Below are 23,477 nucleotides of genomic sequence, written 5' to 3'. Positions count from 1 at the left end.
TCTAAATTTGGGTGTTTATTTATGAATGTTACTGATTTGTATTTCTCAATAACATGACAACAAAGTTACAGGGATCAGTTCTACTCATTGCTTGTGAGGGGAGGAAATCAATGCTTATCCCATCGAAACTCAGTCGCCCCCTTCGCCTCAATCATATGGTCATGCGTGAGCGCCTGTTAGCGCAGCTTAATGAAGCACAGAATTATCGTTTGGTATTGGCAACCAGCCCGGCAGGGTATGGAAAAACTACGCTGATGTCACAATGGGCGGCAGGGCAGGGTAATCTGGGGTGGTATTCTCTGGATGATAGTGATAATCAGCCGGAGCGTTTTGCCAGTTATCTGATTGCTGCGATTCAACAGGCCACACAGGGGCATTGTGTCAAAAGTGAGGTTCTGGCGCAGAAACACCAGTATGCCAGTTTATCGGCGCTGTTCGCACAGTTGTTTATTGAATTGAATGAATGGAAACAGTCATTGTTTCTGGTGATCGATGATTATCACCTGATAGTAAATAATCTTATCCATGAAGCCATGCGTTTTTTTCTCCGTCATCAGCCGGAAAATCTCACACTGATTATTCTTTCCCGTCAATTACCGTCTCTGGGGGTCGCTAACTTACGGGTGCGTGAGCAATTACTGGAGTTTGACAGCCAGCAGTTAGCGTTTAACTATCAGGAGGCTCAGCAATTTTTTGATAAACGGTTGCCCAGCCCATTGGACGCGGATAATTGCAGGCAGTTATGTCATGACGTGGCAGGCTGGGCAACAGCATTGCAGTTGATTGCTCTGTCTGCCCGTCAGGCCGGTAATACAGCAGAAATATCGGCCAAACGTCTCTCAGGTATTAATGCCGGCCATTTGTCTGATTATTTGGTGGATGAAGTTTTAAACCGTGTTGATCAGGAAACGCGAGAATTTTTATTGCGCAGTTCTATCCTGCGTTCAATGAATGATGGGTTAATTGTTTGTCTGACGGGCATGGAGAATGGTCAGCAATGCCTTGAAGATATTGAGCGTCAGGGGTTATTTATCCAGCGCATGGATGATTTCGGAGAATGGTTTTGTTTTCATCCCTTGTTCGCATCATTTCTTCGGCAGCGTTGTCATTGGGAAATGGCAGCTGATCTGCCTAAGCTGCATAGTATGGCGGCAGAAGGCTGGTTGATGCAGGGGTATCCGGGAGAAGCTATTCATCATGCTTTGGCAGCAGGGGATACGAAGTTATTGTGCGATATTTTGCTGCAATATGCGTGGGAACTGTTCAATCAGAGTCAACTGTCGCTACTGGAAGAGTGCATGAATGCGTTGCCTTATGAACAGCTCTTGGAAAACCCGCGTCTGGTGCTGTTACAGGCATGGCTGGCGCAGAGCCAGCATCGTCATTATGAGGTTAATGCATTACTGAATCAGGCAGAGCAATCGTTGAAGCAAAAACAGATAACGATTGAAGCTGAACTACTGGGAGAGTTTGATGCATTGCGTGCTCAGGTTGCGATTAATGATGGCCGACCGGATGACGCTGATTTACTGGCTGAAAAAGCACTGGCTGCTCTGCTGCCTGATAATGAATATGGCCGTATTGTCGCGATGTCAGTGAAAGGGGAAGTGTTGCACTGTAAGGGGGCGCTGTCTCAGGCATTAGCATTGATGAAGCAGACGGAGCAGTTGGCCCGCCGCTGTCATGTCTACCACTATGCTTTATGGGCATTATTACAGCAAAGCGAAATTTTACTGGCGCAGGGGTATTTACAGGGTGCTTATGAAACCCAAAAACACGCTTTTGCTCTGGTTCGTGAACAACATATGGAACAGCTACCGATGCATGAGTTTCTGTTGCGTATTCGCTCCCAGCTTCTGTGGTGTTGGGCACGTATTGATGAATCAGAGGAAGCTGCCCGGCGTGGTCTGGAGGTGCTGTCTAACTTTCAGCCTCAGCAACAATTGCAATGTCTGTCTCAACTGGCGAAATGTTCCTTAATCCGGGGAGATATTGATAATGCCCGCCGTCATTTAACCCGTTGTGAAAATTTGTTGAGTAATGGGCATTATCATCGGGACTGGAGAACGAATACGGATAAATTGCGGATCATTATCTGGCAGCATCTGGAGGATAATATTGCAGTGGCTCAATGGCTGGATCAGGCTGAGAAACCCGAAAGTTTCAGTAATCACTTCAATCAGAATCAGTGGCGTAATATTGCCCGTGCTCAGATATTGCTTGGTCAGTATGAAGAGGCGGAAAGCATTTTAAACATGCTGAATCAGTATGCGGTAAAACTGGAGTTGGTCAGTGACTTAAACCGCAATTTGTTGCTGTGCAACCTGCTCCACTGGCAGCTTGGTCGCAAGGCTGAAGCGCAACAGGTGCTGATAGAAGCGCTGAAATTGGCTAATCGCACGGGGTTTATCAGTCACTTTGTGCTTGAGGGCGAGTTGATGGCCCTGCAATTACGCCAGCTTATCCAGCTCAATATTCTGCCTGATTTTGAACAACACCGGGCACAGCGTATTCTGCGTGAAATTAATCGTCAGCATCGGCATAAATTTGCGCATTTTGATGAAACATTTGTTGAACAGCTTCTTACTCATCCCGATGTACCTGAACTTATTCGCAATAGTCCATTAACCCAACGTGAATGGCAGGTATTAGGGTTAATTTATTCTGGTTACAGCAATGAACAAATAGCGACTGAACTGGAAGTGGCTGCGACAACGATTAAGACACATATCCGCAATCTGTATCAGAAAATGGGTATTACGCATCGTCAGGAAGCTATTCAACAGGCGCAGAATTTAATGAAAATGATGGGATTAGGTGTCCAGTAAAATGTTCTCAAGGTGATATTTCTGATGATTTCATAAATAAAAAGGGGCTACTGATGAATTTATTGCACTGTCATTGGCTTAATGAGCCTGCTTTATGGCAACGTCAGGATAATGCACTGAGCGTGGTAACTGATAATAAAACCGACTTTTGGCGTGATACATGGTATGGCTTTCAGCGCCACAGTGGTCATGTTTTTGGCTGCTATGTTGACGATTTACTTATTAAAGAAGGGTTCACGTTTCAGCTCTGTATTGAAGGGCGTTTTGAGCAGTTATACGATCAGGCAGGCGTTATGTTGCTGGTGGATGAACAGCATTGGCTGAAAGCCGGTATTGAATATGCCGATGGCAAGGCAACAATCGGCAGTGTATTAACCGCACCTTATTCTGACTGGGCGATAGGGATTTTTTCGGGTAACTCAGAGAAATTCTGGTTGCGGCTGACCTATCAGGAAGGTGCTATCCGGCTGCAATATTCCACAGATGGTAAGCAGTGGCCTTTGTTGCGGTTATCCCCTTTTACTATCAGCCAACACAATGGGCAACGAGTGTTTGTTGGTGCGATGTGTTGTTCACCAGAGCGAGAAGGGTTGCAGGTGAAGTTTTCTGAATTCAAACTGATGCCATCCTTGAACAAGCCTTTGCATGATTTGAGTTAGTGGAATGGCTACAAACCGGTCAGATAAAATGCTTTTATGATGGATTTATACCCGAATATAAAAAGTAAAATAAAGGTATTACGGAAAAGGAGATGCAAATGGAAGATTTGTTGGAGTTTTTCGCGGCACTACTGGAATGTATTTATCACATCATAAAAGGCATATTTACATTTTTAAGATGGATAATGGAAAATATCTTTAATTTTTTTATGGTTATCGGGGTTTTATTCTGTATTGTCATCGCGGGAAGTATCGTTAAATTTATTTTTTATAGCAGTCTCTTGGTATTGGTTTTATTAGTTTGTAAATACCGAAAAAAAATAAAAAGCTATCTGAATAAAGAAGATCGTTTTTAATAAGTCTTGAGGCGATGACCCCTCATCCAATATGCAATCTGGATGAAGGGCATCAGCTTATTTCTTATCCCTGTCTCCCCAAATAACTATCCCAGTCTTTCCAGACTGGCTGTAAGCCCGATCTGACCAGTGCTTCGGCAACCTGTTTCACAGAGCGATGGTCATTCGGAGAGAATTGCTCCAGTTCGTGATGGTCATTTTCGACATAACCACCCGGCTGAGTCTTAGAACCGGCACTGACACTGTTTATCGCCAGAGGTACAACATGATCACGGAAATAAGGTGACTCACGGGTAGAAAGAGAAAGTTCAACATCCGGTGCCAGCAGGCGGAATGCGCAGATCAGTTGTACCAGTTCTGCATCATTCATCAGGGATGCGGGTTCAATCCCGCCAGCACAGGGACGCAGGCGTGGAAAGGAGATGGAGTAACGGCTTTTCCAGAACTGTTTTTGCAGGAAAAACAGGTGTTCTGCCACCATATAGCAATCAGTTCGCCAGTGGGGTGATAACCCGATTAATGCGCCCAGACCAATTTTATCAATGCCGGCCCGCCCTAGCCGCTCAGGGGTTTCCAGCCGCCAGTGAAAATCCTGTTTTTTCCCCCTGAGATGGTGCAACTGATAACTCGGTTCGTGGTAGGTTTCTTGATAGACCAGTACAGCATCTAATCCCAGTGTTTTCAGTTCGGCATATTCCTCTTGCGCTAATGGCTGAACTTCCATTGTGACTGAACTGAAATAACGGTGTATTAAGGGAAGGTAATGGCGAAAATAATCCATTCCGACCTTTTTCTGATGCTCCCCTGTTACCAGCAGAATATGCTCAAACCCCAGCTTTTTCAGGGCCTGACATTCAGCCTCGACCTCCTGTTCATTGAGCGTTTTACGTTTGATGTGGTTACTCATGGAAAAACCACAATAGGTACAGTCATTGGCGCACAGATTGGAAAGGTAAAGTGGGATATAAAATCCCACGGTATTACCAAATCGCTGACGGGTTAATTGTTGTGCCCGCTGTGCCAATGGTTCTAGGTAGGGAAGGGCTGCGGGTGAGAGCAGAGCCATAAAATCATTCAGTGTCAGGCATTCACGATTTAGAGCGTGCTCAACATCATGGCGGGTTTTACTATTGATGCTCAGCGTAATGTCATCCCAGTCCAACTGTTGCCAGCGATGGCGGAAAGTCTGTTCGGCCACGGTATTGCTGTTCATAAAGCCCCCAGAAAATCGGTCAGCGGGCTGGAGGCTTCTGCATGGGATTTCTGGCTTGCCACTCCTGCCTGATGAGCTAGTTCGCCTGCCTCAATGGCGGTTTTGAATGCCTGCGCCATTTTGGCCGGATTACGGGCAACGGCGATTGCAGTATTGACCAGTACAGCATCGGCTCCCATTTCAATGGCTGCCAGCGCATGGCTTGGAGCACCAATACCGGCATCGACAACCACAGGAACATTGGATTGCTCAATGATAATGTGCAGGAAATCCCGGGTGAGTAAGCCCTTATTTGAACCAATAGGTGCTCCCAATGGCATGACAGCGGCACAACCCACTTCTTCCAGACGGCGGCACAGAACCGGATCTGCGCCACAGTAAGGCAGAACCACAAAACCTTCTCTGACTAACTGTTCCGCTCCTTTCAGGGTTTCTATCGGATCAGGTAACAGATATTTCACGTCAGGGTGGATTTCCAGCTTGACCCAGTTAGTGCCCAGCGCCTCCCGCGCAAGGCGAGCAGCAAAAACCGCCTCTTCTGCGGTTTTTGCTCCGGAAGTATTTGGCAGGAGTTTAACCCCCAACTCCTGCAAGGGGGTGAGAATGCCATCATCTTTGCCTTGCAGGTCAATCCGTTTCATCGCCATTGTGACTAACTGGCTACCGGAGGCGCGAATGGCTTCAATCATCAGTCCGGCATTGGCAAATTTTCCTGTGCCTGTAAACAGACGGGAATGAAAGGTGGTATCAGCAATTTTTAACATGGTTAACCTCCGGCATTAGCCCCCTGCAATGGCCTGAAACAGCAGGATATTATCCCCGTCACTGAGCTGGTGGGTATGCCATTCTGAGCGGGGGATGATGGTCTGGTTAATAGCCAGTGCAGTACCTGACTGGGGACGTTGCATATGTTCCAGTAACTGCTGAACTGTCATGGGATTATCTGTCGGCGTATCCAGTGTGATCGTTTGATCGTTGACAATAATGTTCATACGATTTCTGTTCCTGAAACGGTTTTATCTGTACCCGCAGTTTTATCAATGATGGGGTGCGTTCCGCATACCCGACATTGTGGTGAGGGTGTCAGTTGTAACGTACTCCAGTTCTGTTTTCTGCCATCAAACAGTCGCAGTTTTCCATTCAGATAAGAAGGGAGACCCGCCAGCATTTTAATAGCTTCCAGCGCCTGTAACGTCCCAATCACACCGACCACTGGCCCTAAAACACCCGCAGTGCGGCAGTTACGCTGAGGCTCTTCCTGATCGGGATAGAGGCAGGCATAACAGCCATGCTGGTAAGGCGGTTCGAATACCATAAGCTGACCACTGAAACCGACGGCGCTGCCACTGATAAGAGGTTTACCGGTTTCGATACAGGCGGCGTTAATAGCATGGCGGGTTGCCATGTTATCGCAGCAATCCAGTATCAGATCGACCTGTCGGACGAGGTTTGTCAGTGATTTTTCATCCAGCCGTTCATTAATGACGGTTGTATGAACCAACGGATTTAGTTCAGTCAGTTTTTGTGCCGCCAGCGTGGCCTTACCTGCGGGAATGTCAGCCGTGCGATAGAGGATCTGGCGTTGCAGATTTGAGATATGTAATTGGTCATCATCGGCAAGATAAAGGTGCCCCACTCCCGCTGCTGCGAGGTATAGTGCGGCGGGAGAGCCTAATCCCCCCATCCCGATGATTAACACTTTGCCGTTTTTTAATTTTTCCTGTCCGTCCGGGCCGATATCTTCCAATAATAATTGACGGCTGTATCGCATAAATTCCTGATCGTTCAACATAAGCGCCTCCGATCATTTTCTTCAACGTTTTTGTCAGGTGTCCTTTCAACCAAATGAAGCAATCTGGCTGTTGCCTGTCGCCAGTCTTTTGCTTTGGTGATGGCACTGACCAGCGCTACACCACCGACACCGGTCGCGACTACATCAGCTACTCTTTCCAGTGAAATACCACCAATAGCCACTGTCGGGAATTCAGGGGTGATTTCTACCTGATGTTTCAGGGCGATTAAACCCTGTGGCGATGAGGGCATCTCTTTGGTGGTGGTCGGGAAAATATGCCCCAGTGCAATGTAGGATGGGCGCAGGGCTTTTGCCCGCGCCAGTTCCTGCTCGTCATGGGTGGAGATCCCCAGCCGAAGCCCGGCTTGTCGGATGGCACTGAGATCAGCAATATCTAAATCCTCCTGCCCCAGATGAACGCCATAAGCACGGTGTTTAATTGCCAGACGCCAGTAATCGTTGATAAAAAGGCGCGCGTTGTATTGCTTCCCCAATGCAATCGCCTGCCGGATATCATGTTCTACCTGATCTTCGGGCAGATCTTTAATACGCAGTTGCAGCGTTCTGACACCTGCTTTCAGTAACCGCTCAATCCATATCAGTGAGTCCACCACGGGATATAACCCCAACCGATGTTCGGTTGGCGCAAAGGAGGCTGTTTCAGGGCAAACGGTTTCAGATAAAATCGCTTCAGACTGATTTGACATCGTTGATATCCTCAGCCCGGTGATACAGTTCGCTGCCATGAGACCGAAATTCTTCGGACATCTGTTCCATACCCGATTGTTGTTCCAGTTTTGCTGCTTGGTTTTTCGCAACATAGTCCCGTACATCCTGTGTAATTTTCATTGAGCAGAATTTTGGTCCGCACATGGAGCAGAAATGGGCAACTTTACCGGATTCCTGTGGCAATGTTTCGTCGTGATAAGCGCGGGCGGTGTCAGGATCAAGGGCCAGATTAAACTGGTCTTCCCAGCGGAATTCAAAACGCGCTTTTGACATGGCGTTATCGCGGATTTGAGCACCGGGATGGCCTTTCGCTAAATCCGCTGCATGAGCTGCGATTTTGTACGTGATAAGTCCTTGTTTCACATCTTCTTTGTTTGGCAGGCCAAGGTGCTCTTTGGGCGTGACATAACAGAGCATGGCGCAACCGAACCAGCCAATCATAGCCGCCCCAATACCGGAGGTGAAATGGTCATAACCCGGCGCGATATCGGTTGTCAGTGGCCCTAATGTGTAGAAAGGCGCTTCGTGGCAGTGTTCCAGCTCTTCCGTCATATTGCGACGGATTAACTGCATCGGAATATGCCCCGGCCCTTCGATCATCACCTGAACATCATATTCCCAGGCGATTTTGGTCAGTTCACCCAGCGTATGCAGTTCAGAAAACTGAGCTTCATCATTGGCATCCTGAATGGAGCCGGGACGCAAGCCATCTCCCAGAGAAAGGGAAACATCGTAAGCAGCGCAGATTTCACAAATTTCACGGAAATGGGTATAGAGGAAGTTTTCCTGATGATGGGAGAGACACCATTTAGCCATAATGGAACCACCGCGGGAGACAATGCCTGTCAGTCGTTTGGCGGTCATCGGGACATAGCGCAGCAGAACGCCGGCGTGAATAGTAAAATAATCGACTCCCTGTTCCGCCTGTTCCAGTAACGTATCGCGGAACATTTCCCACGTCAGATTTTCCGCAATGCCGTTGACTTTTTCCAGCGCCTGATAGATGGGGACTGTGCCGATTGGCACCGGGCTATTACGCAGTATCCATTCACGGGTTTCGTGGATATAGCGCCCGGTGGAAAGATCCATCACGGTATCCGCGCCCCAGCGGGTAGACCAGATCAGCTTCTCAACTTCTTCTTCAATGGAAGAGGTCACGGAAGAATTACCGATATTGGCATTCACTTTCACCAGAAAGTTGCGTCCGATAATCATCGGTTCGGATTCTGGATGGTTAATGTTGGCAGGAATAATCGCCCGACCCGCAGCGACTTCCTGACGAACAAATTCCGGCGTAATGTTTTCCGGTAAGTTGGCCCCGAAACTTTGCCCCGGATGCTGCTGGAGGAGAATTTCACCACGGATGCGTTCACGCCCCATATTTTCCCGCAGAGCAATAAATTCCATCTCCGGCGTGATAATGCCTTTACGAGCGTAGTGTAACTGGGTAACGCATTCGCCCACTTTTGCTTTCAAAGGGTGGGGACGACGGTGAAAACGCAGGTGATCCAGCCCGGCATCAGCAAGGCGCTGTTGGGTAAAATCAGAACTGAGGGTTGTGACTGGCTCTGTGTCTTTGCGCTCTTCAATCCACGGCTGGCGGATTTTCTGCAAACCGGCGTGTACGTCCAGTACGGCTTCAGGGTCGCCATAAGGGCCGGAAGTATCATAAACAGGTACGGGTTCATTTTCCTCAAACTGAGGCTCTTCTTTTGTGCCGCCAACCAGCGTAGGAGAGACCTGAATTTCACGCATCGGAACCTGAATATCCTCGCGTGAACCTTCCAGATAGATACGACGTGAATTGGGGAAGGTGACACCCTGAATTGAATTGATAAATTCCTGTGCAGCATCCCGTTGGGCTTTACGTGGACGTGCCGGATGGGATTTAGGGGAGATATCGGTTGTTGGGATAATATCAGCGGTGGAGGTAACGGTTTCGTTAGTAATAGCATTAGACATAGCAAATTCCTGACTGTGTAATCGCCTGTATCAGGCTTAAGTTGAGAAAATTGCTTGTCTGGAGCTCGCAGGGAGTAATGATGATTGCTGAACGGTGTTATCTGGCAGAAGGTCTGTACAGAAATAATAAGTCACATCAGCAGAGGGATTACTCTTGTTCCCTTCGCGGGTATTAGCCCGATCAGGTTCTGCGGATCCCGAATAAACGGTCTCAGCCTGTGTCCATCGTGATATACGCTGAACGCTAGGCACTCCGACAAGAAAACACCCCAGAGTATAAAGGGGATTATGGAAACTGCAACCGGAAAACTGAGCCTTTTGTATTGGCCAGATGTCAGGTATTAACTCCGTGGCGCTAACGCCCAGCTCAATTGCTTCCAGCCATGTTTTTCTGCTGCTGACTGCAATTTCATATCCGGATTCACGGTAAATACTTCACTGGCAAAGAAACACATCGGTAAGTCGTTTGCTGAGTCTGTGTAAAAAGAGATATGTTGTGGCGATAAGTTCTGTTCTGCCAGCCATTGCTGTAAGCGGGTAACTTTCCCTTCACGGAAAGTCGGGATACCGTCAATATCACCGGTATAACAACCCTCTTTCATGACCATATCAATCCCCATTGCGTTATTTACGCCAAATGCAGCCGCGATTTTTTTCACCACGAAAGAAACAGTAGCAGAAATGATAATGACGGGAATATTTTGTTGGCGGTAAATATCTAATTGTGTTTTCGCAGCGGGATAGAAGAGAGGCTTGATTGTTGTTTCCACAAAATCTGTCAGCCAGATATCAACTTGTTCATGGGGTATTTGGCAAAGAGCCTGTAAACTGACTGACAGATATTCCTGCATATTCAGTTTCCCCGCACTGTAATCCGATATCATTTTCTGATCTGCTTCTATAAAGCGGGGGTCAGTAATGATCTGCTTTTCCCATAAATAATTCGTCCAGAGTAGACTGGAATCCCCACGGATCAGGGTGTCGTCCAGATCAAATATGGCAATTTGCTGTGACATAGTCGCTATTCCTCAAACCCAAAATCGATAGGGTTGGTTGGCTGAAAGAGAATCAAGCATTTAGTGAACATCCAGAAACGTCGTTAATATAACAGATTGCAGGCAGAATACGATAAAGAGGGTGGATTGTAAGCGAATGGCGGACTTACTCTACTGAGTTTCTTTCCTGATTATCATGTAATAGGTGTGATATTTTATCAAAAAATATATTACGCATTTTATATTTAATATATACATTAATGGTTTTAAGAAATAGCCATATTGACTGAGTTAAAAATACACGATAAAGTTATTTTAACTTAGATTTTCCGTGAAATACGTTATCACGAAGTAACGTATCGTTATGTAATTACATGCCCATAATAAAAGTTTAACAATTTACCAGTGGAATGGTGTTTTAAAAAATAATAATATTCCATGGTAGAAGAATGGAATAATTATAATTAATTAATGTGGTAATGAAAATTTTAACTGAAAAATATAATAACTGAAGCTGAAGGTTTTAATTGTAAATTCAAATTTACTGATGGATATACTTACTTATTGGAAAGTTTGAAATATAATATTTTAATATCCGATATTTCAAAAGTAACCAAGAAATGATTTCTGAACTACACAATAAACACTATTACATAATAGGTAATCCGGAATGCTGTTCACAAAAATATCTTATTCCAGCTCAAATAAACATTGTAATTATCATCTTGTTTGAGCAAGAGATTGATCATGTTAAATTATTTGGAAGTGATTGAAAATGAATAAACAGGATAATCTAGATGTCGCATTTTCTGGTAATATAATAAGTAAAGCAGTTATGTTAGCAGAACATATGAATTTATTTGACCACTTTGATAAAAATGGCCGAATAGTTGAATCCGAACTTAGAGAACATTATAAGAAAAAACTTTCTTATGTTGATGCTGTAATTACGTCTTTAAAAGACGGTGGTATATTGACTGTGGTCGATGGTATATGCCAATTACAAATAAGTGTTGAGGAGATAAAAAAGAAATTACCTATTTTCAAATTATGGTTATATGCATATAGAGATTTATTATCTAAACAAGAAGAGATATTTGATGGGAATTACAATGTTCTCCCTTATGATGGCGCTAGTGTAGCCAAATACTCAGCCGAGATAGGCGGGTATTTTATTGATAAACATATGGAAAATATTTTTAGTCAACTTGATATTAGTGGCACCTTGTGTGATATGGGATGTGGCGCAGGTTTGAGGTTGATTAATATTTGTCGCCAATTTGGTTTTAATGGTATTGGTATGGATATTAATGCTAATGCCATTGAGCTTGCAAATAAAAATCTGAGAGAAACATATTCTGGAGCAAGTGAGATAAAATTTAAACAACAGGATGTTACTATAATTAATGAGATTAACCCATCCGTTGAAGCTATATTATTTACTTTCTTTACACATCATATTGAGCCAAATGAAAGATTAGAAAAACTATTTAATGATTATCGGAATTTATTCCCTAACCTGAAGTTTATTATTTTATTTGATACTGTTACTAATGAGAAAGGGAATAGCATCAATAATATTTTCGCTAGAGGGTTTGATTATATTCATCGACTACAAGGGCTTGTACCACGAACTCGTGCAGATTATATGGAAATTTTCGAAAGAAGTTGCCTAAATGTAATAGAAGAAATAGTACTGGAGGTTGATAATAGCTACGTTTGGCTGTGTAAGGTAAATTGATATGAAAATACTGAGTCTGGGTTGTGGAACAACAGGGAGTGCTTGCGCTCATCATTTACAGCCAGTCTCTTGTTAGCCAATAGCTATTACAACGTCGTTTTGTATTCATGGCTTATTCCGTTCACATGGGTCGCCAGACAATGATAAACGCCAGTGCCAGTATGCTGGCGTAATTTTGTGTTGATTAATCGTATTTTCCACTCAATGACGGTGATGGTATAAACCGTTATCAATCTTCTTATCCGATTTTCGCTTGTTTTTCCGGTAGGAATAACCAGTGTTGCTCTTTCTTGTTTGACTATTTCCCTGAAACATTTGCTATCGTAATCCTTAATCTGCAATCACAAAAACCGGGGTTAACTCAGGTGTCTTTATTAAACTAAAATCATTCCTATTAGTGAATGCAATGTATCAGGGATGGTTATTTGTAAAATGTCACCTACTAATGTGATCTTATGAAATATATAAGAAATATCGGCCTCTGATGAAGTACATCGTCAGGCATTAATAAATGTCAACGCATATCAGGACGAGGTCTATGTCAGAATGCGTTCAAAACACGACAAAGAAAGTCGTGCAAAAAAATATTGTATGCGTTCATATAGATCCTGTATATGAATGCTGGTTAACATTTAATTAACACTGACTTGGTTAAGATATTCTTAATGAGCACAGCATATGACACAACACATGATGGAACCAATGATGCAAAAAAAACTGACAGGTATAGAACGAGGCTGGTGGATTGTCAGTCTTGAAAACAGAGTTTGGCTTCCGCAGGGAGACTTACCACTGGGAACTGCCGAGAGCTGGTCATTGCAGGGCCTTGTCGCCTACGCTATCGGCGAGTGGTTGGGGGAAGTAGTGTGGCTTGTCCGTCATAAGATGGCATCAGATATGTATTCTCCCCGCCGGATTGCAGAGCAGGATCCTCAATTATTTCAGTTGGTAGGGCGCGGAGTCCAGTTGGCTGAGTTTTACCGCTCACATCGTTACTGTGGGTATTGCGGTCATGAAATGCAGCAGACTGAGCACGAGTGGGCCTGCCTGTGTCACCATTGCGATGAACGCTATTATCCGCAAATTGCTCCCTGCATTATTGTCGGTATCCGCCGTGAAGATCACATTTTACTGGCACAACATCAGCGCCATCGCAATGGTATGCATACGGTGCTGGCTGGGTTTGTGGAAGTGGGGGAAACACTGGAAGAGACAGTACACCGCGAAGTGATGGAAGAGAGTGGGATAAAAATCCGTAACCTGCGGTATGTTACTTCTCAGCCGTGGCCTTTTCCGCATTCACTGATGATGGGATTTCTGGCTGATTATGAGAGTGGAGATATTGAGCACGACCCCGTTGAGCTAATCAGTGCGGATTGGTATCGATATGATGATCTTCCCCTGATCCCCGGGCCTGATACGATTGCCCGTCGTCTGATTGAGGAAACGGTCGCACTATGTCGTCAGTATTGATAGTGAATACTTAAAATTCATGAGAGTTACCCGGTGTTTTATATCAGGTAACTCTCAGCCTTTAGCTATACTTAGTTATTCTTGTTCCGTAAGACCCCGGTTTTTCAGCATAGATTCAGTACTTGGTGGCTTACCTCGCCAGTCTATATACAGTTTTTCCAAATCTGTACTATTGCCGCGTGACAATATCTTATCGCGGAAAATCTGACCATTTTCTCTTGTCAGACCGCCATGCTCGGTAAACCATGCAAACGCATCGTCCGCCAGCATTTCTGTCCACAGATAGGCATAATAACCGGCAGCATAACCACCGCCCCAAATGTGTTTGAAGTAACTGGAACGGTAGCGTGGCGGCACGTAGTTGAGATGGATCTTATCTTCTTGCAAAGATGCGGCTTCAAATTTATTCACGTCCTGCTGCGGCTTATCTGCGGCCAGCATATGCCAGTGCATATCCAGTAGTGCGGCTGACAGTAACTCGGTCATTTGATAACCTTTGTTAAATTTATCCGCCTGATTGATTTTATCCATCAGTGCCTGCGGCATGACTTCACCGGTTTGGTAATGTCTGGCGTAATTCGCAAATACCTTGGGATCACGGGCCCAGTATTCATTAATTTGTGATGGGAACTCCACAAAGTCACGAGCAGTACTGGTTCCTGACAGAGTCGGGTATTCCTGATCGGCAAACATGCCGTGTAACGCATGTCCAAATTCATGGAATATTGTGATCACGTCATCATACGATAACAGTGCTGGCTGGCCCGGAGCCGGTTTAGTAAAGTTGGCAACGTTGTAAATTACCGGTTTGGTTCCGAAGAGTCTGGACTGATCGACAAAATTACTCATCCAGGCGCCACCGGCTTTATTGTCACGCTTAAAGTAATCGGAATAGAACAACGCCAGTTGTTGCCCGTCCTTATCGAAAACTTCATACACGTGGACATCGGGATGATAAACCGGAATGTCTTTGCGCTCTTTAAAGGTAATGCCATATAGCAGGTTGGCGGCGTAGAACACGCCGTTATTCAGGACATTATTCAGTTCGAAATAGGGCTTAATCTGGGACTCGTCCAAATCATACCTTGCCTTGCGTACCTGTTCGGCATAGAACGGCCAATCCCATGCTTCCACTTTGAAGCCGCCTTTTTGCTGGTCAATCACGGCCTGAATATCTTTTGCTTCACGTTCAGCGCGTGCAGTTGCAGCAGGAACAATATCACGTAAAAACTTCAATGCGACTTCCGGAGTTTTTGCCATCTGGCTTTGCAGCTTCCATGATGCGTAATCTTTGAAACCTAGTAGCTTAGCCTGCTCAGCACGGATTTTTGCTAATCGGGCCAGCGTTTGGCGTGTGTCGTTATCATCCCCTTTTTCAGCCCGGTTCCACGATGCTTCGAATAGCGCCTTACGTGTATCGCGATCTTTCAGATCTTGCAGAATCGGTTGCTGGGTCGTGTTCTGTAATACGAACAGCCATTGGTTATCCAGCTTACGTTCACTGGCAGCCTGTGCTGCTGCAGCCATTTCGCCATCGGACAACCCGGCCAGCAGAGTTTTATCCTTAATCGTCAAAGCGCCATCTTTGGTTGCTGCTAGCAATTTATTGGTAAATTGAGTACGCAGGGTTGCCGCTTCCTGATTTAATGCTTTCATTTTTATTTTGTCGGCATCAGATAAATTGGCACCCGCTAATTCGAATTGCTTATAAATGACTTCTACCAGACGGAGCGATTCGGAGTCCAGATTCAGTGTTTCACGCTGTTGGTAAACGGTTTTGATGCGGTTGAACAGTTTACTGTTCAGCATAATCTCATCATTCATTGCTGCCAGTTTTGGTGACATTTCCTCACTGAGTTTTTGTAACCCGTCTGTCGTATTTGCTGAGGTCATCGCCCAAAATACGTTTGTTACCCGATCCAGCGTCGTACCGGTTTTCTCCAGTGCGATAAAGGTATTTTCAAAGTCAGGCGGTACGGGATTATTGGCGATCTTCCCCACTTCTTGCAGCTTCTGTTTAATACCGGCCGTGATTGCAGGTGAGTAATCTGTTTCTTTTATTTTATCAAACGGAGGTGCCTGAAAGGGGAGTACGCTGGTATAGAAGAAAGGATTATTCTTATCTTGTTGTTGGTCAACTTCATCGGTCACACTTACCTCCTTTATCTGGCCACCTGATACGTTAGTGTGGTCAGAGCCCCGTTTATTTTCTTCGGCTTGCGCCTGAGTGCCTAATGCTAAGCCAATAGCCAGTACTAAAATGGATAAACGCATCAGTCGAAACTCCTCCATGTAAATTTTATAGGTTATTTATCAATGAAAATGACTTTATAAGAGCTTTGAGACAGTCGATTGACGATGGTCGCTTAACTAAAGTCCATGAACGACCGTCAATTAACTAACGTAAACCAATTCATCCAACGATTAACTGAAAAGCGCGAACGGTGAAGGATTATGGCAATGTGAGATATCAGATTGCCTGCGCGCTACATACCTGTAACACAAGGTTAACATAATGAGAGCAATAGACCGGAGTGCCTAGTTCTTGTTCCTGGTTTTGTGAACCCATACATAAATTTTTTTCATCTTAGGTTGGTGATTGATGACCGAACGTTTATTTATTGGCAGTCACAACGGAAGTTAGGCTTTTGACGTGTTATCATGCGGGCGCTTTTTGTCGATAATCAAGGGAGCCTGTCATGAATGAGTTGAAAAACGACCGTTATCTGCGTGCCTTATTACGTCAGCCAGTTGATATCACTCCGGTATGGATGATGCGGCAGGCAGGACGATATTTACCTGAATATAAAGCAACACGGCAGGAGGCGGGGGATTTCATCTCGTTGTGCAAAAATACTGAACTGGCCTGTGAAGTGACACTTCAGCCTTTGCGACGTTTTCCACTGGATGCGGCCATTCTGTTTTCCGATATTTTGACCATTCCTGATGCAATGGGGTTAGGGCTGTATTTCGAAGCTGGTGAAGGCCCGCGTTTTCAGTCGCCAATCCTTAACCATGCCGATGTAGAAAAGTTACCTGTTCCTGATCCGGAGATGGAGCTGGGTTATGTCATGGATGCTGTCCGTGCGATACGCAAGGCACTGGCAGGGCAGGTTCCTCTGATTGGTTTTTCCGGCAGCCCGTGGACACTGGCAACCTATATGGTCGAAGGCGGAAGCAGTAAGGCGTTTACTAAGATCAAAGCCATGATGTATGCTGAGCCGGCGACACTTCATCTGTTGCTGGATAAATTGGCTGATAGCGTTATTCTATATCTGAACGCCCAGATTAAAGCAGGCGCACAATCTGTCATGATTTTCGATACATGGGGAGGAGTTTTGTCCCAGCGCGATTATCAGGAGTTTTCCCTGCGATATATGCATAAGATTGTCGATGGGCTGATCCGCGAGAATGAAGGCCGCCGAGTACCTGTCACCCTATTTACAAAAGGGGGGGGGCAATGGCTTGAGGCGATGGCTGCAACTGGCTGTGATGCTCTTGGGCTGGACTGGACAACGAATATTGCTGATGCTCGTCGTCGTGTCGGAGATAAAGTCGCCCTACAGGGGAATATGGATCCATCTATGCTGTATGCTCAGCCAGCACGGATTGAACAGGAAGTTTCGACCATCCTGCAAGACTTTGGTACAGGTAATGGGCATGTTTTCAATCTGGGGCATGGTATTCATCAGGACGTTCCGCCAGAGCATGCAGGGGCTTTTGTCGAAGCAGTGCACCGGTTATCAGCGAAATACCATCAATAAAATCTATGTACAACACTAAAGCACTACGTCAGGAACAGACAGAGAAAGCACAATTGGTGATTCGCCATGATGTGCTTCCAGCTTCTTTTATCCCGGAATTCATTGCAGGGGCTGACGTTGGGTTTGAAGAAAACGGCACGATAACCCGTGCCGCCATCGCTGTTTTACGTTATCCCACTCTTGAGCTGGCAGAATACCAAATCGCGAGAACGGCGACTGTACTTCCCTATATTCCCGGTTTACTCTCATTTCGTGAATATCCGGCATTGCTCGAAGCATGGAGTAAGTTAAACTTACGTCCTGATCTGGTGATGGTTGATGGTCAGGGGATAGCTCACCCAAGACGTTTCGGCATTGCCAGCCATTTTGGTTTGCTGGTGGATGTTCCGACAATCGGGGTAGCTAAAAGTCGTCTGTGTGGTGAACATGCTCCTGTCGGAGATGTAGTGGGAAGCCGTCAGCCACTGATCGATCATGGTGAACAGATAGGTTTGGTCTGGCGGAGCAAAAAAAGGTGTAATCCACTCTATATTTCCATTGGTCATAAGGTCAGTATTGACAGCGCCATTGGTTGGGTTGAACACTGTATGAAAGGATATAGGTTACCTGAACCGACCCGTTGGGCTGATGGAATAGCCTCAAATAGAGTATTTTTTAGGCAAACAATGCAGAAAAGTCTTTAATTGAGGCGGAAATATGTGGATATTCTTGATTTTCAGGTAAACTTCGGCGCAAATTAGGCATCATGAGTAACGACTAATGTTAAAGAACCCGATTCACCTGAGGTTGGAGAAGCTTGAAAGTTGGCAACATCTGACTTTTATGGCTAGTCTATGTGAGCGGATGTATCCGAATTATCACACGTTTTGCCATCAGACTGAGTTTGCTGATCCTGCACAATATCGCCGAATTCTTGATCTGGTGTGGGAGACATTAGTTGTCAAAGATGCAAAAGTAAATTTTGATAACCAGCTGGAAAAATTGGAAGCCATTATCCCATCAGCAGATAGCTATGATATTTATGGTGTGTATCCAGCAATTGATGCGTGTATTGCATTAGGTGAAGTCATTCATTCGCGTTTGAGTGGTTCAACGTTAGAGCATGCAATAGCCGTCAGTGAAATATCCATCCGTACTGTCGCCATGCTGGAAATGACGCAGGCTGGTCACGAAATGACAGAGGATGAATTAAAGGCATTGCCTGCCATTGAAGAGGAATGGGATATTCAATGGGAGATTTACCGTTTATTGGCGAACTGCGAAGAACGGGACATAGAATTAATTAAAGGATTAAAGGCTGACCTCCGTGAGTGCGGAGTCAGCAATATCGGCATAAATTTAGAGCAATAAGTTATAAAACGTGACTTAGTGCTTGATTTGCCGGATTTAAAGACTTCACATTTGCCCTCACTCTGTTCTAAATTGAGGGCGAAAAGAAGTGGCTATCGGTGCGTGTATGCAGGGGTGCTGTCAAATCGGCATATCCGTCGCACTCGATGCTTTGCAAACGATAAACACACTGTAAGGATAATCTATGAATAAGACTGAATTAGTTGATGCAATCGCAGCAGGTGCTGATCTGACCAAAACTCAGGCTAAAGCTGCCCTGGAATCAACTTTGGCTGCAATCACCGAATCTCTGAAAAGCGGTGATGCAGTACAACTGGTTGGCTTTGGTACTTTCAAAGTTAATCATCGTGCAGAGCGTACTGGTCGTAACCCACAGACTGGTAAAGAAATCAAAATTGCAGCTGCAAACGTACCTGCTTTCTCTGCTGGTAAAGCTCTGAAAGACGCAGTCAAGTAATCGTATTGCGAAAAAAGAAAAAAGAGGGGAAGTCAACGCCCCTTTTGTTGATGATACAGGGGCTGTTAGCATTGGGGTTAATCTCATTGCTCAGCGCCTGCTCAGTCAAACCGAAAGAACCCACTTTCAGTGCCAGTGGCTTCATTACCGATGGCGGCGTTATCCGCTTATGGCGTCTGAATGATCAAAACAGTAAACCTCAGGTTATCATGAGCGTTTACAGCCCTTACCAACACAAAAACACCACTGTTACTTTCTACGAATACCGTCAGGGTCATTTATGGCAGATGCGCCGCAATGTATTTAATGATAATCCAACAGAGGAAATCCTGCGGTTAGATAAAAACGACAACGTTGTTTTTATGCAACGCGAGTTTGATGGGCATCGCGAGCAACTTTCCAACGATGACATCATCAGGTCATTGTTTGAGGCCAGCCGAATAAAAGAAACCAGCGATGTTCTCATTGCCGGGAAGGTAAAACTGATGCAGGGGCACTGGCAGAACAGTGAAGTGACTACCTGTTCAGGCGCGAAAATATCGATTGAGTTTGACCCTCAGTCACAGGCATGGCTCGAAGAAAGAAGTAAAAACAGTTATGGCATACTCACTATTGCCTGGCTGGAAGCACCAGAAGGTAAACAGTTATTATTAGTTGCCAATGACGATTTTTGTCTTTGGGAGCCGACGAAAGATAAGCTGTAATCCAGTTACTTTCGCCGACTTTTTATTTCTGGCTTTTTTTCTGAATATTGTTATTTCAGACGAGCAATAGCACGGTAGCCAATGTCTTTGCGATAAAAGCAGCCTTTCCAGTTAATCTTTTCTGCTCTCAGGTAGGCTTTTGTCTGAGCTTCAGCGATATTGTCTCCCAATGCTGTAACACACAACACACGGCCACCGGCAGTGACCACGTCTTTATCTTTCAAAGCCGTTCCGGCATGGAAAACTTTTTCCCCTGCTTGCGGTTCTTGATTCAGGCCACTAATGATATCGCCTTTAGAATAATCAGCCGGATAACCGCTTGAAGCTAACACGATACCCAGAGCAGAACGGTTATCCCACTCAGAGGTTTTTCCATCTAACTGGCCTTTTGCCCCGGCAAGACACAGCTCCACTAAGTCGGAACGCAGGCGCATCATAATAGGCTGCGTTTCAGGATCACCAAAGCGGCAGTTAAATTCGATGACTTTCGGTTCACCCTGTTTATCAATCATCAAACCGGCATACAGAAAACCGACATAAGTATTTCCTTCAGCAGCCATGCCTTTAATGGTCGGATAAATGACTTTTTCCATGACCCGCTGGTGAACCTCATCCGTGACTATAGGAGCAGGAGAATACGCGCCCATTCCACCAGTATTTGGCCCGGTATCGCCATCACCTACCCGCTTATGATCCTGACTGGTTGCCATAGGAACCACATTTTTACCATCCACCATGACAATAAAACTGGCTTCCTCTCCATCCAGAAACTCTTCAATAACAATCCTGTGACCGGCATCGCCAAACGCATTACCCGCCAGCATATCTTTAACTGCATTCTGTGCTTCTTCCATTGTCATGGCGACAACGACGCCTTTACCTGCCGCTAGCCCATCGGCCTTAATGACAACCGGAGCACCTGTTTTTTCCAGATAAGCGAGCGCGGGGTCTATTTCGGTGAAATTCTGGTAAGTCGCTGTTGGAATATGATGGCGAGCAAGGAAATCTTTAGTGAAGGCTTTAGATCCTTCCAATTGCGCGGCGGCTTTAGTCGGGCCAAAAATTGTCAGCCCAGCCTGTTGGAAAGCATCAACCACGCCAATAACCAGCGGTGTTTCTGGCCCTACAATTGTGAGATCAATATGGTGGCTTTGAGCAAATGCCACTAACCCCTCGATATCTGTTGCGGCAATATCCACATTTTTCAAATTAGGTTCCAGAGCCGTTCCAGCATTTCCCGGAGCAACGTAAACCAGCTCTGCCAGTGGAGATTGTGCGGCTTTCCATGCAAGTGCGTGTTCCCGTCCACCATTACCGATGATTAGTATATTCATTATTATCTCTCATTATATACCCTTCGTCTTTCAAGTTGCCTCTTTGTTGGCTGCTCTCACTCACCCCAGTCACATAGTTATCTATGCTCCCGGGGATTAGTTCCCTTGCCGTCGCGATGCAACTTGAAATCCATTGGGTATAAGTGTTAGGGGGATTAGTGGCGGAAATGACGCATTCCGGTGAAAATCATGGCAATACCATGTTCATCAGCAGCCGCAATGACCTCATCATCGCGAATAGAGCCACCCGGCTGGATCACGCAAGTCACGCCGACAGAAGCCGCGGCATCAATACCATCGCGGAATGGGAAGAAAGCGTCAGAAGCCATCGCACATCCCTGAACTTCCAGACCTTCATCCCCGGCCTTAATACCTGCAATTTTAGCGGAGTAAACCCGGCTCATCTGGCCTGCACCAATGCCAATAGTCATATTATCTTTGGCATAAACGATAGCATTAGATTTAACGAATTTAGCCACTTTCCAGCAAAATAAGGCAGCCTGCATTTCCTGCTCTGTTGGCTGTCGTTTGGAAACCACCTGCAATTCTGCTTCTGTTACCATGCCTAAATCGCGATCCTGTACCAATAAACCACCATTAACGCGCTTAAAATCCAGACCGGCAACCGCTGAATTCCATTCACCACATGACAGAACGCGGACATTTTGCTTGGTTGCCAGAATAGGCAGTGCTTCTTTATTAATAGAAGGAGCAATAATAACTTCGACAAACTGGCGCTCAATAATGATTTTAGCCGTGTCAGCATCCAGCTCACGGTTAAACGCGATAATCCCGCCAAATGCGGATGTTGGGTCAGTTTTGAATGCCCGATCATAAGCGGTACGAATATCCGCTCCGATCGCTACTCCGCAAGGATTAGCATGTTTGACAATGACACAAGCTGGTTCGGCGAAAGTTTTTACACATTCCAGAGCGGCATCAGTGTCTGCGATATTATTATAGGAAAGTGCTTTGCCCTGTAATTGTGTTGCTGTAGCGACAGAGGCTTCTGTGATCTTCTCTTCTATATAGAAAGCAGCATCCTGATGGCTGTTCTCGCCGTAGCGCATATCCTGCTTCTTAATGAAGTTGAGATTTAATGTGCGTGGGAATTTCCCTGATGGTTGATCGTTATCGCCATGATAAGCCGGAACCAGTTTGCCAAAATAGTTGGCAATCATACTGTCATAAGCAGCGGTATGCTCAAATGCTTTGATAGCTAAATCGAAACGAGTGGGTTGAGTGAGGGAATTCTGATGGTTGTCCATTTCCTCAATAATCTTGTTGTAATCCTGTGCGTTGACAACAATCGCAACATCTTTATGGTTTTTGGCCGCAGAGCGAACCATTGTCGGGCCACCAATATCAATATTCTCTACAGCATCTTCCAGAGAGCAATCCGGTTTTGCGACGGTCTGGGCAAAGGGATAAAGATTAACGACTACCATATCAATAGGTGCAATCTGATGTTGCTCCATTACTGCATCATCCTGCCCACGCCTGCCAAGAATGCCGCCATGTACTTTAGGATGAAGTGTTTTCACCCGGCCATCCATCATTTCAGGAAAACCAGTATGGTCGGAAACTTCAGTGACATTCAGGCCAGCCTCAGCCAACAGGCGGGCGGTTCCTCCCGTTGAAAGCAGTTCAACACCGCGATTAGATAAGGCATTAGCAAATTCAACAATACCCGCTTTGTCAGAAACACTCAGCAGGGCACGACGGATTGGACGAAGCTGTTGCATTGGTGTGATCCCTTGGATTTCATCAAACAAGAATGTGTTATTGAGAGAAATAGTTACCTTTTAGGCCAAAAAAACGCCATTCGGATAAAAAATGGCTTTCCACAATAACATTTCAAAACAAACAGAAAAAAGCACATGGCTATTTTTTCCGCTGAGATTGTAACGCAAACGTTTGCGCGATGCTCGAGAATTTTTAGTAAAATATCGCTCTGTTGATAACCTTGTGTGTAACTTGGTATAAGTCGGTGTTTTGCTGTGTAATGCAGCAAACGATAATTTTTTTCAAAAAAACTATTGTCAGGGCCGAAAAACTCCCTATAATGCGCCACCACTGACCGACGCTGAGCTGAGACACGCCGCGCAGGACAGCGGAAC

At 45.5% G+C, this 23,477-nt stretch carries 20 protein-coding genes, 1 pseudogene and 1 riboswitch; of the genes and pseudogenes, 9 read left to right on the top strand and 12 right to left on the bottom strand.

Annotated features, from left to right (window positions below; genetic code table 11):
* Positions 1 to 110 precede the first annotated feature (110 nt).
* Both malT and AACS90_RS08145 read left to right on the top strand, forming a co-directional pair.
* Entirely contained in the window at positions 111 to 2,828 is a 2,718-nt protein-coding gene (gene malT, locus AACS90_RS08150; protein WP_099120226.1) for an HTH-type transcriptional regulator MalT, read from the top strand.
* A gap of 53 nt (positions 2,829 to 2,881) precedes the next feature.
* A complete protein-coding gene (locus tag AACS90_RS08145) occupies positions 2,882 to 3,487 on the top strand; it encodes a DUF1349 domain-containing protein (RefSeq protein WP_099120225.1) in 606 nt (201 codons plus the stop codon).
* Positions 3,488 to 3,907: 420 nt separating this feature from the next.
* Here AACS90_RS08145 and thiH read toward each other — a convergent pair whose 3' ends face one another.
* The 7 genes from thiH to AACS90_RS08110 all read right to left on the bottom strand — a co-directional run bounded on the left by thiH (position 3,908) and on the right by AACS90_RS08110 (position 10,555).
* On the bottom strand, positions 3,908 to 5,056 hold the full coding sequence (thiH, locus tag AACS90_RS08140; protein ID WP_099120223.1) for a 2-iminoacetate synthase ThiH: 1,149 nt from the start codon (positions 5,054 to 5,056) through the stop codon (positions 3,908 to 3,910).
* Positions 5,053 to 5,820 (bottom strand): thiazole synthase, encoded by a 768-nt coding sequence (locus AACS90_RS08135; protein WP_099120222.1) that lies wholly within the window; start codon positions 5,818 to 5,820, stop codon positions 5,053 to 5,055. Before AACS90_RS08135 ends, thiH begins: the two co-directional genes overlap by 4 nt.
* A 15-nt stretch (positions 5,821 to 5,835) precedes the next feature.
* Positions 5,836 to 6,048 (bottom strand): sulfur carrier protein ThiS, encoded by a 213-nt coding sequence (thiS, locus tag AACS90_RS08130; protein WP_099120221.1) that lies wholly within the window; start codon positions 6,046 to 6,048, stop codon positions 5,836 to 5,838.
* Entirely contained in the window at positions 6,045 to 6,848 is an 804-nt protein-coding gene (locus AACS90_RS08125) for a HesA/MoeB/ThiF family protein (RefSeq protein WP_099120220.1), read from the bottom strand. The genes thiS and AACS90_RS08125 overlap by 4 nt, the downstream gene beginning before the upstream one ends.
* Positions 6,842 to 7,555: a thiamine phosphate synthase gene (gene thiE, locus AACS90_RS08120; protein ID WP_099120219.1), complete on the bottom strand. Its 714-nt coding sequence runs from the start codon at positions 7,553 to 7,555 to the stop codon at positions 6,842 to 6,844. Before thiE ends, AACS90_RS08125 begins: the two co-directional genes overlap by 7 nt.
* Positions 7,539 to 9,539 carry a phosphomethylpyrimidine synthase ThiC gene (thiC, locus tag AACS90_RS08115; RefSeq protein ID WP_099120218.1) on the bottom strand — a complete coding sequence of 667 codons (2,001 nt, stop codon included), beginning with the start codon at positions 9,537 to 9,539 and terminating at the stop codon, positions 7,539 to 7,541. The genes thiE and thiC overlap by 17 nt, the downstream gene beginning before the upstream one ends.
* Positions 9,540 to 9,680: 141 nt before the next feature.
* Positions 9,681 to 9,805: riboswitch (TPP riboswitch) on the bottom strand.
* A gap of 75 nt (positions 9,806 to 9,880) precedes the next feature.
* Positions 9,881 to 10,555: an HAD family hydrolase gene (locus AACS90_RS08110; RefSeq protein WP_099120217.1), complete on the bottom strand. Its 675-nt coding sequence runs from the start codon at positions 10,553 to 10,555 to the stop codon at positions 9,881 to 9,883.
* Between the two features lie 754 nt (positions 10,556 to 11,309).
* Here AACS90_RS08110 and AACS90_RS08105 point away from each other — a divergent pair.
* Positions 11,310 to 12,275, top strand: a complete 966-nt coding sequence (locus AACS90_RS08105) for a class I SAM-dependent methyltransferase (RefSeq protein WP_099120216.1) — start codon at positions 11,310 to 11,312, stop codon at positions 12,273 to 12,275.
* 121 nt (positions 12,276 to 12,396) lie between these two features.
* On the opposite strand, the pseudogene AACS90_RS08100 reads toward AACS90_RS08105, so the two are convergent.
* Positions 12,397 to 12,607, bottom strand: a pseudogene (locus tag AACS90_RS08100) (IS5/IS1182 family transposase); the annotation flags it as partial.
* Between the two features lie 373 nt (positions 12,608 to 12,980).
* Between AACS90_RS08100 and nudC the strand changes: the two are divergent.
* A complete protein-coding gene (nudC, locus tag AACS90_RS08095) occupies positions 12,981 to 13,748 on the top strand; it encodes an NAD(+) diphosphatase (protein ID WP_193757123.1) in 768 nt (255 codons plus the stop codon).
* Between the two features lie 75 nt (positions 13,749 to 13,823).
* Here nudC and dcp read toward each other — a convergent pair whose 3' ends face one another.
* Positions 13,824 to 16,022 (bottom strand): peptidyl-dipeptidase Dcp, encoded by a 2,199-nt coding sequence (dcp, locus tag AACS90_RS08090; protein ID WP_099120215.1) that lies wholly within the window; start codon positions 16,020 to 16,022, stop codon positions 13,824 to 13,826.
* Between the two features lie 425 nt (positions 16,023 to 16,447).
* Here dcp and hemE point away from each other — a divergent pair, with 425 nt between their 5' ends.
* From hemE to AACS90_RS08065, 5 genes are all read left to right on the top strand, one after another.
* Positions 16,448 to 17,512 carry a uroporphyrinogen decarboxylase gene (gene hemE, locus AACS90_RS08085; RefSeq protein ID WP_099120214.1) on the top strand — a complete coding sequence of 355 codons (1,065 nt, stop codon included), beginning with the start codon at positions 16,448 to 16,450 and terminating at the stop codon, positions 17,510 to 17,512.
* A gap of 5 nt (positions 17,513 to 17,517) precedes the next feature.
* Positions 17,518 to 18,195, top strand: coding sequence for a deoxyribonuclease V (gene nfi / locus AACS90_RS08080; protein WP_099120213.1), 678 nt, complete (start codon positions 17,518 to 17,520; stop codon positions 18,193 to 18,195).
* Positions 18,196 to 18,271: 76 nt separating this feature from the next.
* Complete coding sequence (locus tag AACS90_RS08075) at positions 18,272 to 18,862, top strand: YjaG family protein (RefSeq protein WP_099120212.1); 591 nt, start codon at positions 18,272 to 18,274, stop codon at positions 18,860 to 18,862.
* 184 nt (positions 18,863 to 19,046) lie between these two features.
* A complete protein-coding gene (gene hupA, locus AACS90_RS08070) occupies positions 19,047 to 19,319 on the top strand; it encodes a nucleoid-associated protein HU-alpha (protein WP_099109277.1) in 273 nt (90 codons plus the stop codon).
* 50 nt (positions 19,320 to 19,369) lie between these two features.
* A complete protein-coding gene (locus tag AACS90_RS08065; RefSeq protein WP_099120211.1) occupies positions 19,370 to 20,023 on the top strand; it encodes a DUF1481 domain-containing protein in 654 nt (217 codons plus the stop codon).
* A 50-nt stretch (positions 20,024 to 20,073) separates the two neighbouring features.
* Here AACS90_RS08065 and purD read toward each other — a convergent pair whose 3' ends face one another.
* From purD to AACS90_RS08050, 3 genes are all read right to left on the bottom strand, one after another.
* A complete protein-coding gene (gene purD, locus AACS90_RS08060; RefSeq protein ID WP_099120210.1) occupies positions 20,074 to 21,357 on the bottom strand; it encodes a phosphoribosylamine--glycine ligase in 1,284 nt (427 codons plus the stop codon).
* 155 nt (positions 21,358 to 21,512) lie between these two features.
* Complete coding sequence (gene purH, locus AACS90_RS08055; protein WP_099120209.1) at positions 21,513 to 23,102, bottom strand: bifunctional phosphoribosylaminoimidazolecarboxamide formyltransferase/IMP cyclohydrolase; 1,590 nt, start codon at positions 23,100 to 23,102, stop codon at positions 21,513 to 21,515.
* Between the two features lie 53 nt (positions 23,103 to 23,155).
* On the bottom strand, positions 23,156 to 23,477 hold a 322-nt coding region (locus tag AACS90_RS08050; protein ID WP_206601822.1), incomplete at its 5' end, for a hypothetical protein.

It is taken from the genome of Xenorhabdus sp. KK7.4, from assembly GCF_963876465.1.
In the GTDB taxonomy this organism is placed as follows: Bacteria; Pseudomonadota; Gammaproteobacteria; order Enterobacterales; family Enterobacteriaceae; genus Xenorhabdus; species Xenorhabdus stockiae.
The sequence above is the reverse complement of the archived record's forward strand: the minus strand, read 5'-3'. Positions and strand labels throughout refer to the sequence as shown.

What these genes read in the sequence shown, in the direction of transcription:
- malT (WP_099120226.1), top strand. Translation starts at nt 111, where the DNA reads ATGCTTATCCCATCGAAACTCAGTCGCCCCCTTCGCCTCAATCATATG.
- AACS90_RS08145 (WP_099120225.1), top strand. Translation starts at nt 2,882, where the DNA reads ATGAATTTATTGCACTGTCATTGGCTTAATGAGCCTGCTTTATGGCAA.
- thiH (WP_099120223.1), bottom strand. Translation starts at nt 5,056, where the DNA reads ATGAACAGCAATACCGTGGCCGAACAGACTTTCCGCCATCGCTGGCAA.
- AACS90_RS08135 (WP_099120222.1), bottom strand. Translation starts at nt 5,820, where the DNA reads ATGTTAAAAATTGCTGATACCACCTTTCATTCCCGTCTGTTTACAGGC.
- thiS (WP_099120221.1), bottom strand. Translation starts at nt 6,048, where the DNA reads ATGAACATTATTGTCAACGATCAAACGATCACACTGGATACGCCGACA.
- AACS90_RS08125 (WP_099120220.1), bottom strand. Translation starts at nt 6,848, where the DNA reads ATGTTGAACGATCAGGAATTTATGCGATACAGCCGTCAATTATTATTG.
- thiE (WP_099120219.1), bottom strand. Translation starts at nt 7,555, where the DNA reads ATGTCAAATCAGTCTGAAGCGATTTTATCTGAAACCGTTTGCCCTGAA.
- thiC (WP_099120218.1), bottom strand. Translation starts at nt 9,539, where the DNA reads ATGTCTAATGCTATTACTAACGAAACCGTTACCTCCACCGCTGATATT.
- AACS90_RS08110 (WP_099120217.1), bottom strand. Translation starts at nt 10,555, where the DNA reads ATGTCACAGCAAATTGCCATATTTGATCTGGACGACACCCTGATCCGT.
- AACS90_RS08105 (WP_099120216.1), top strand. Translation starts at nt 11,310, where the DNA reads ATGAATAAACAGGATAATCTAGATGTCGCATTTTCTGGTAATATAATA.
- nudC (WP_193757123.1), top strand. Translation starts at nt 12,981, where the DNA reads ATGCAAAAAAAACTGACAGGTATAGAACGAGGCTGGTGGATTGTCAGT.
- dcp (WP_099120215.1), bottom strand. Translation starts at nt 16,022, where the DNA reads ATGCGTTTATCCATTTTAGTACTGGCTATTGGCTTAGCATTAGGCACT.
- hemE (WP_099120214.1), top strand. Translation starts at nt 16,448, where the DNA reads ATGAATGAGTTGAAAAACGACCGTTATCTGCGTGCCTTATTACGTCAG.
- nfi (WP_099120213.1), top strand. Translation starts at nt 17,518, where the DNA reads ATGTACAACACTAAAGCACTACGTCAGGAACAGACAGAGAAAGCACAA.
- AACS90_RS08075 (WP_099120212.1), top strand. Translation starts at nt 18,272, where the DNA reads ATGTTAAAGAACCCGATTCACCTGAGGTTGGAGAAGCTTGAAAGTTGG.
- hupA (WP_099109277.1), top strand. Translation starts at nt 19,047, where the DNA reads ATGAATAAGACTGAATTAGTTGATGCAATCGCAGCAGGTGCTGATCTG.
- AACS90_RS08065 (WP_099120211.1), top strand. Translation starts at nt 19,370, where the DNA reads ATGATACAGGGGCTGTTAGCATTGGGGTTAATCTCATTGCTCAGCGCC.
- purD (WP_099120210.1), bottom strand. Translation starts at nt 21,357, where the DNA reads ATGAATATACTAATCATCGGTAATGGTGGACGGGAACACGCACTTGCA.
- purH (WP_099120209.1), bottom strand. Translation starts at nt 23,102, where the DNA reads ATGCAACAGCTTCGTCCAATCCGTCGTGCCCTGCTGAGTGTTTCTGAC.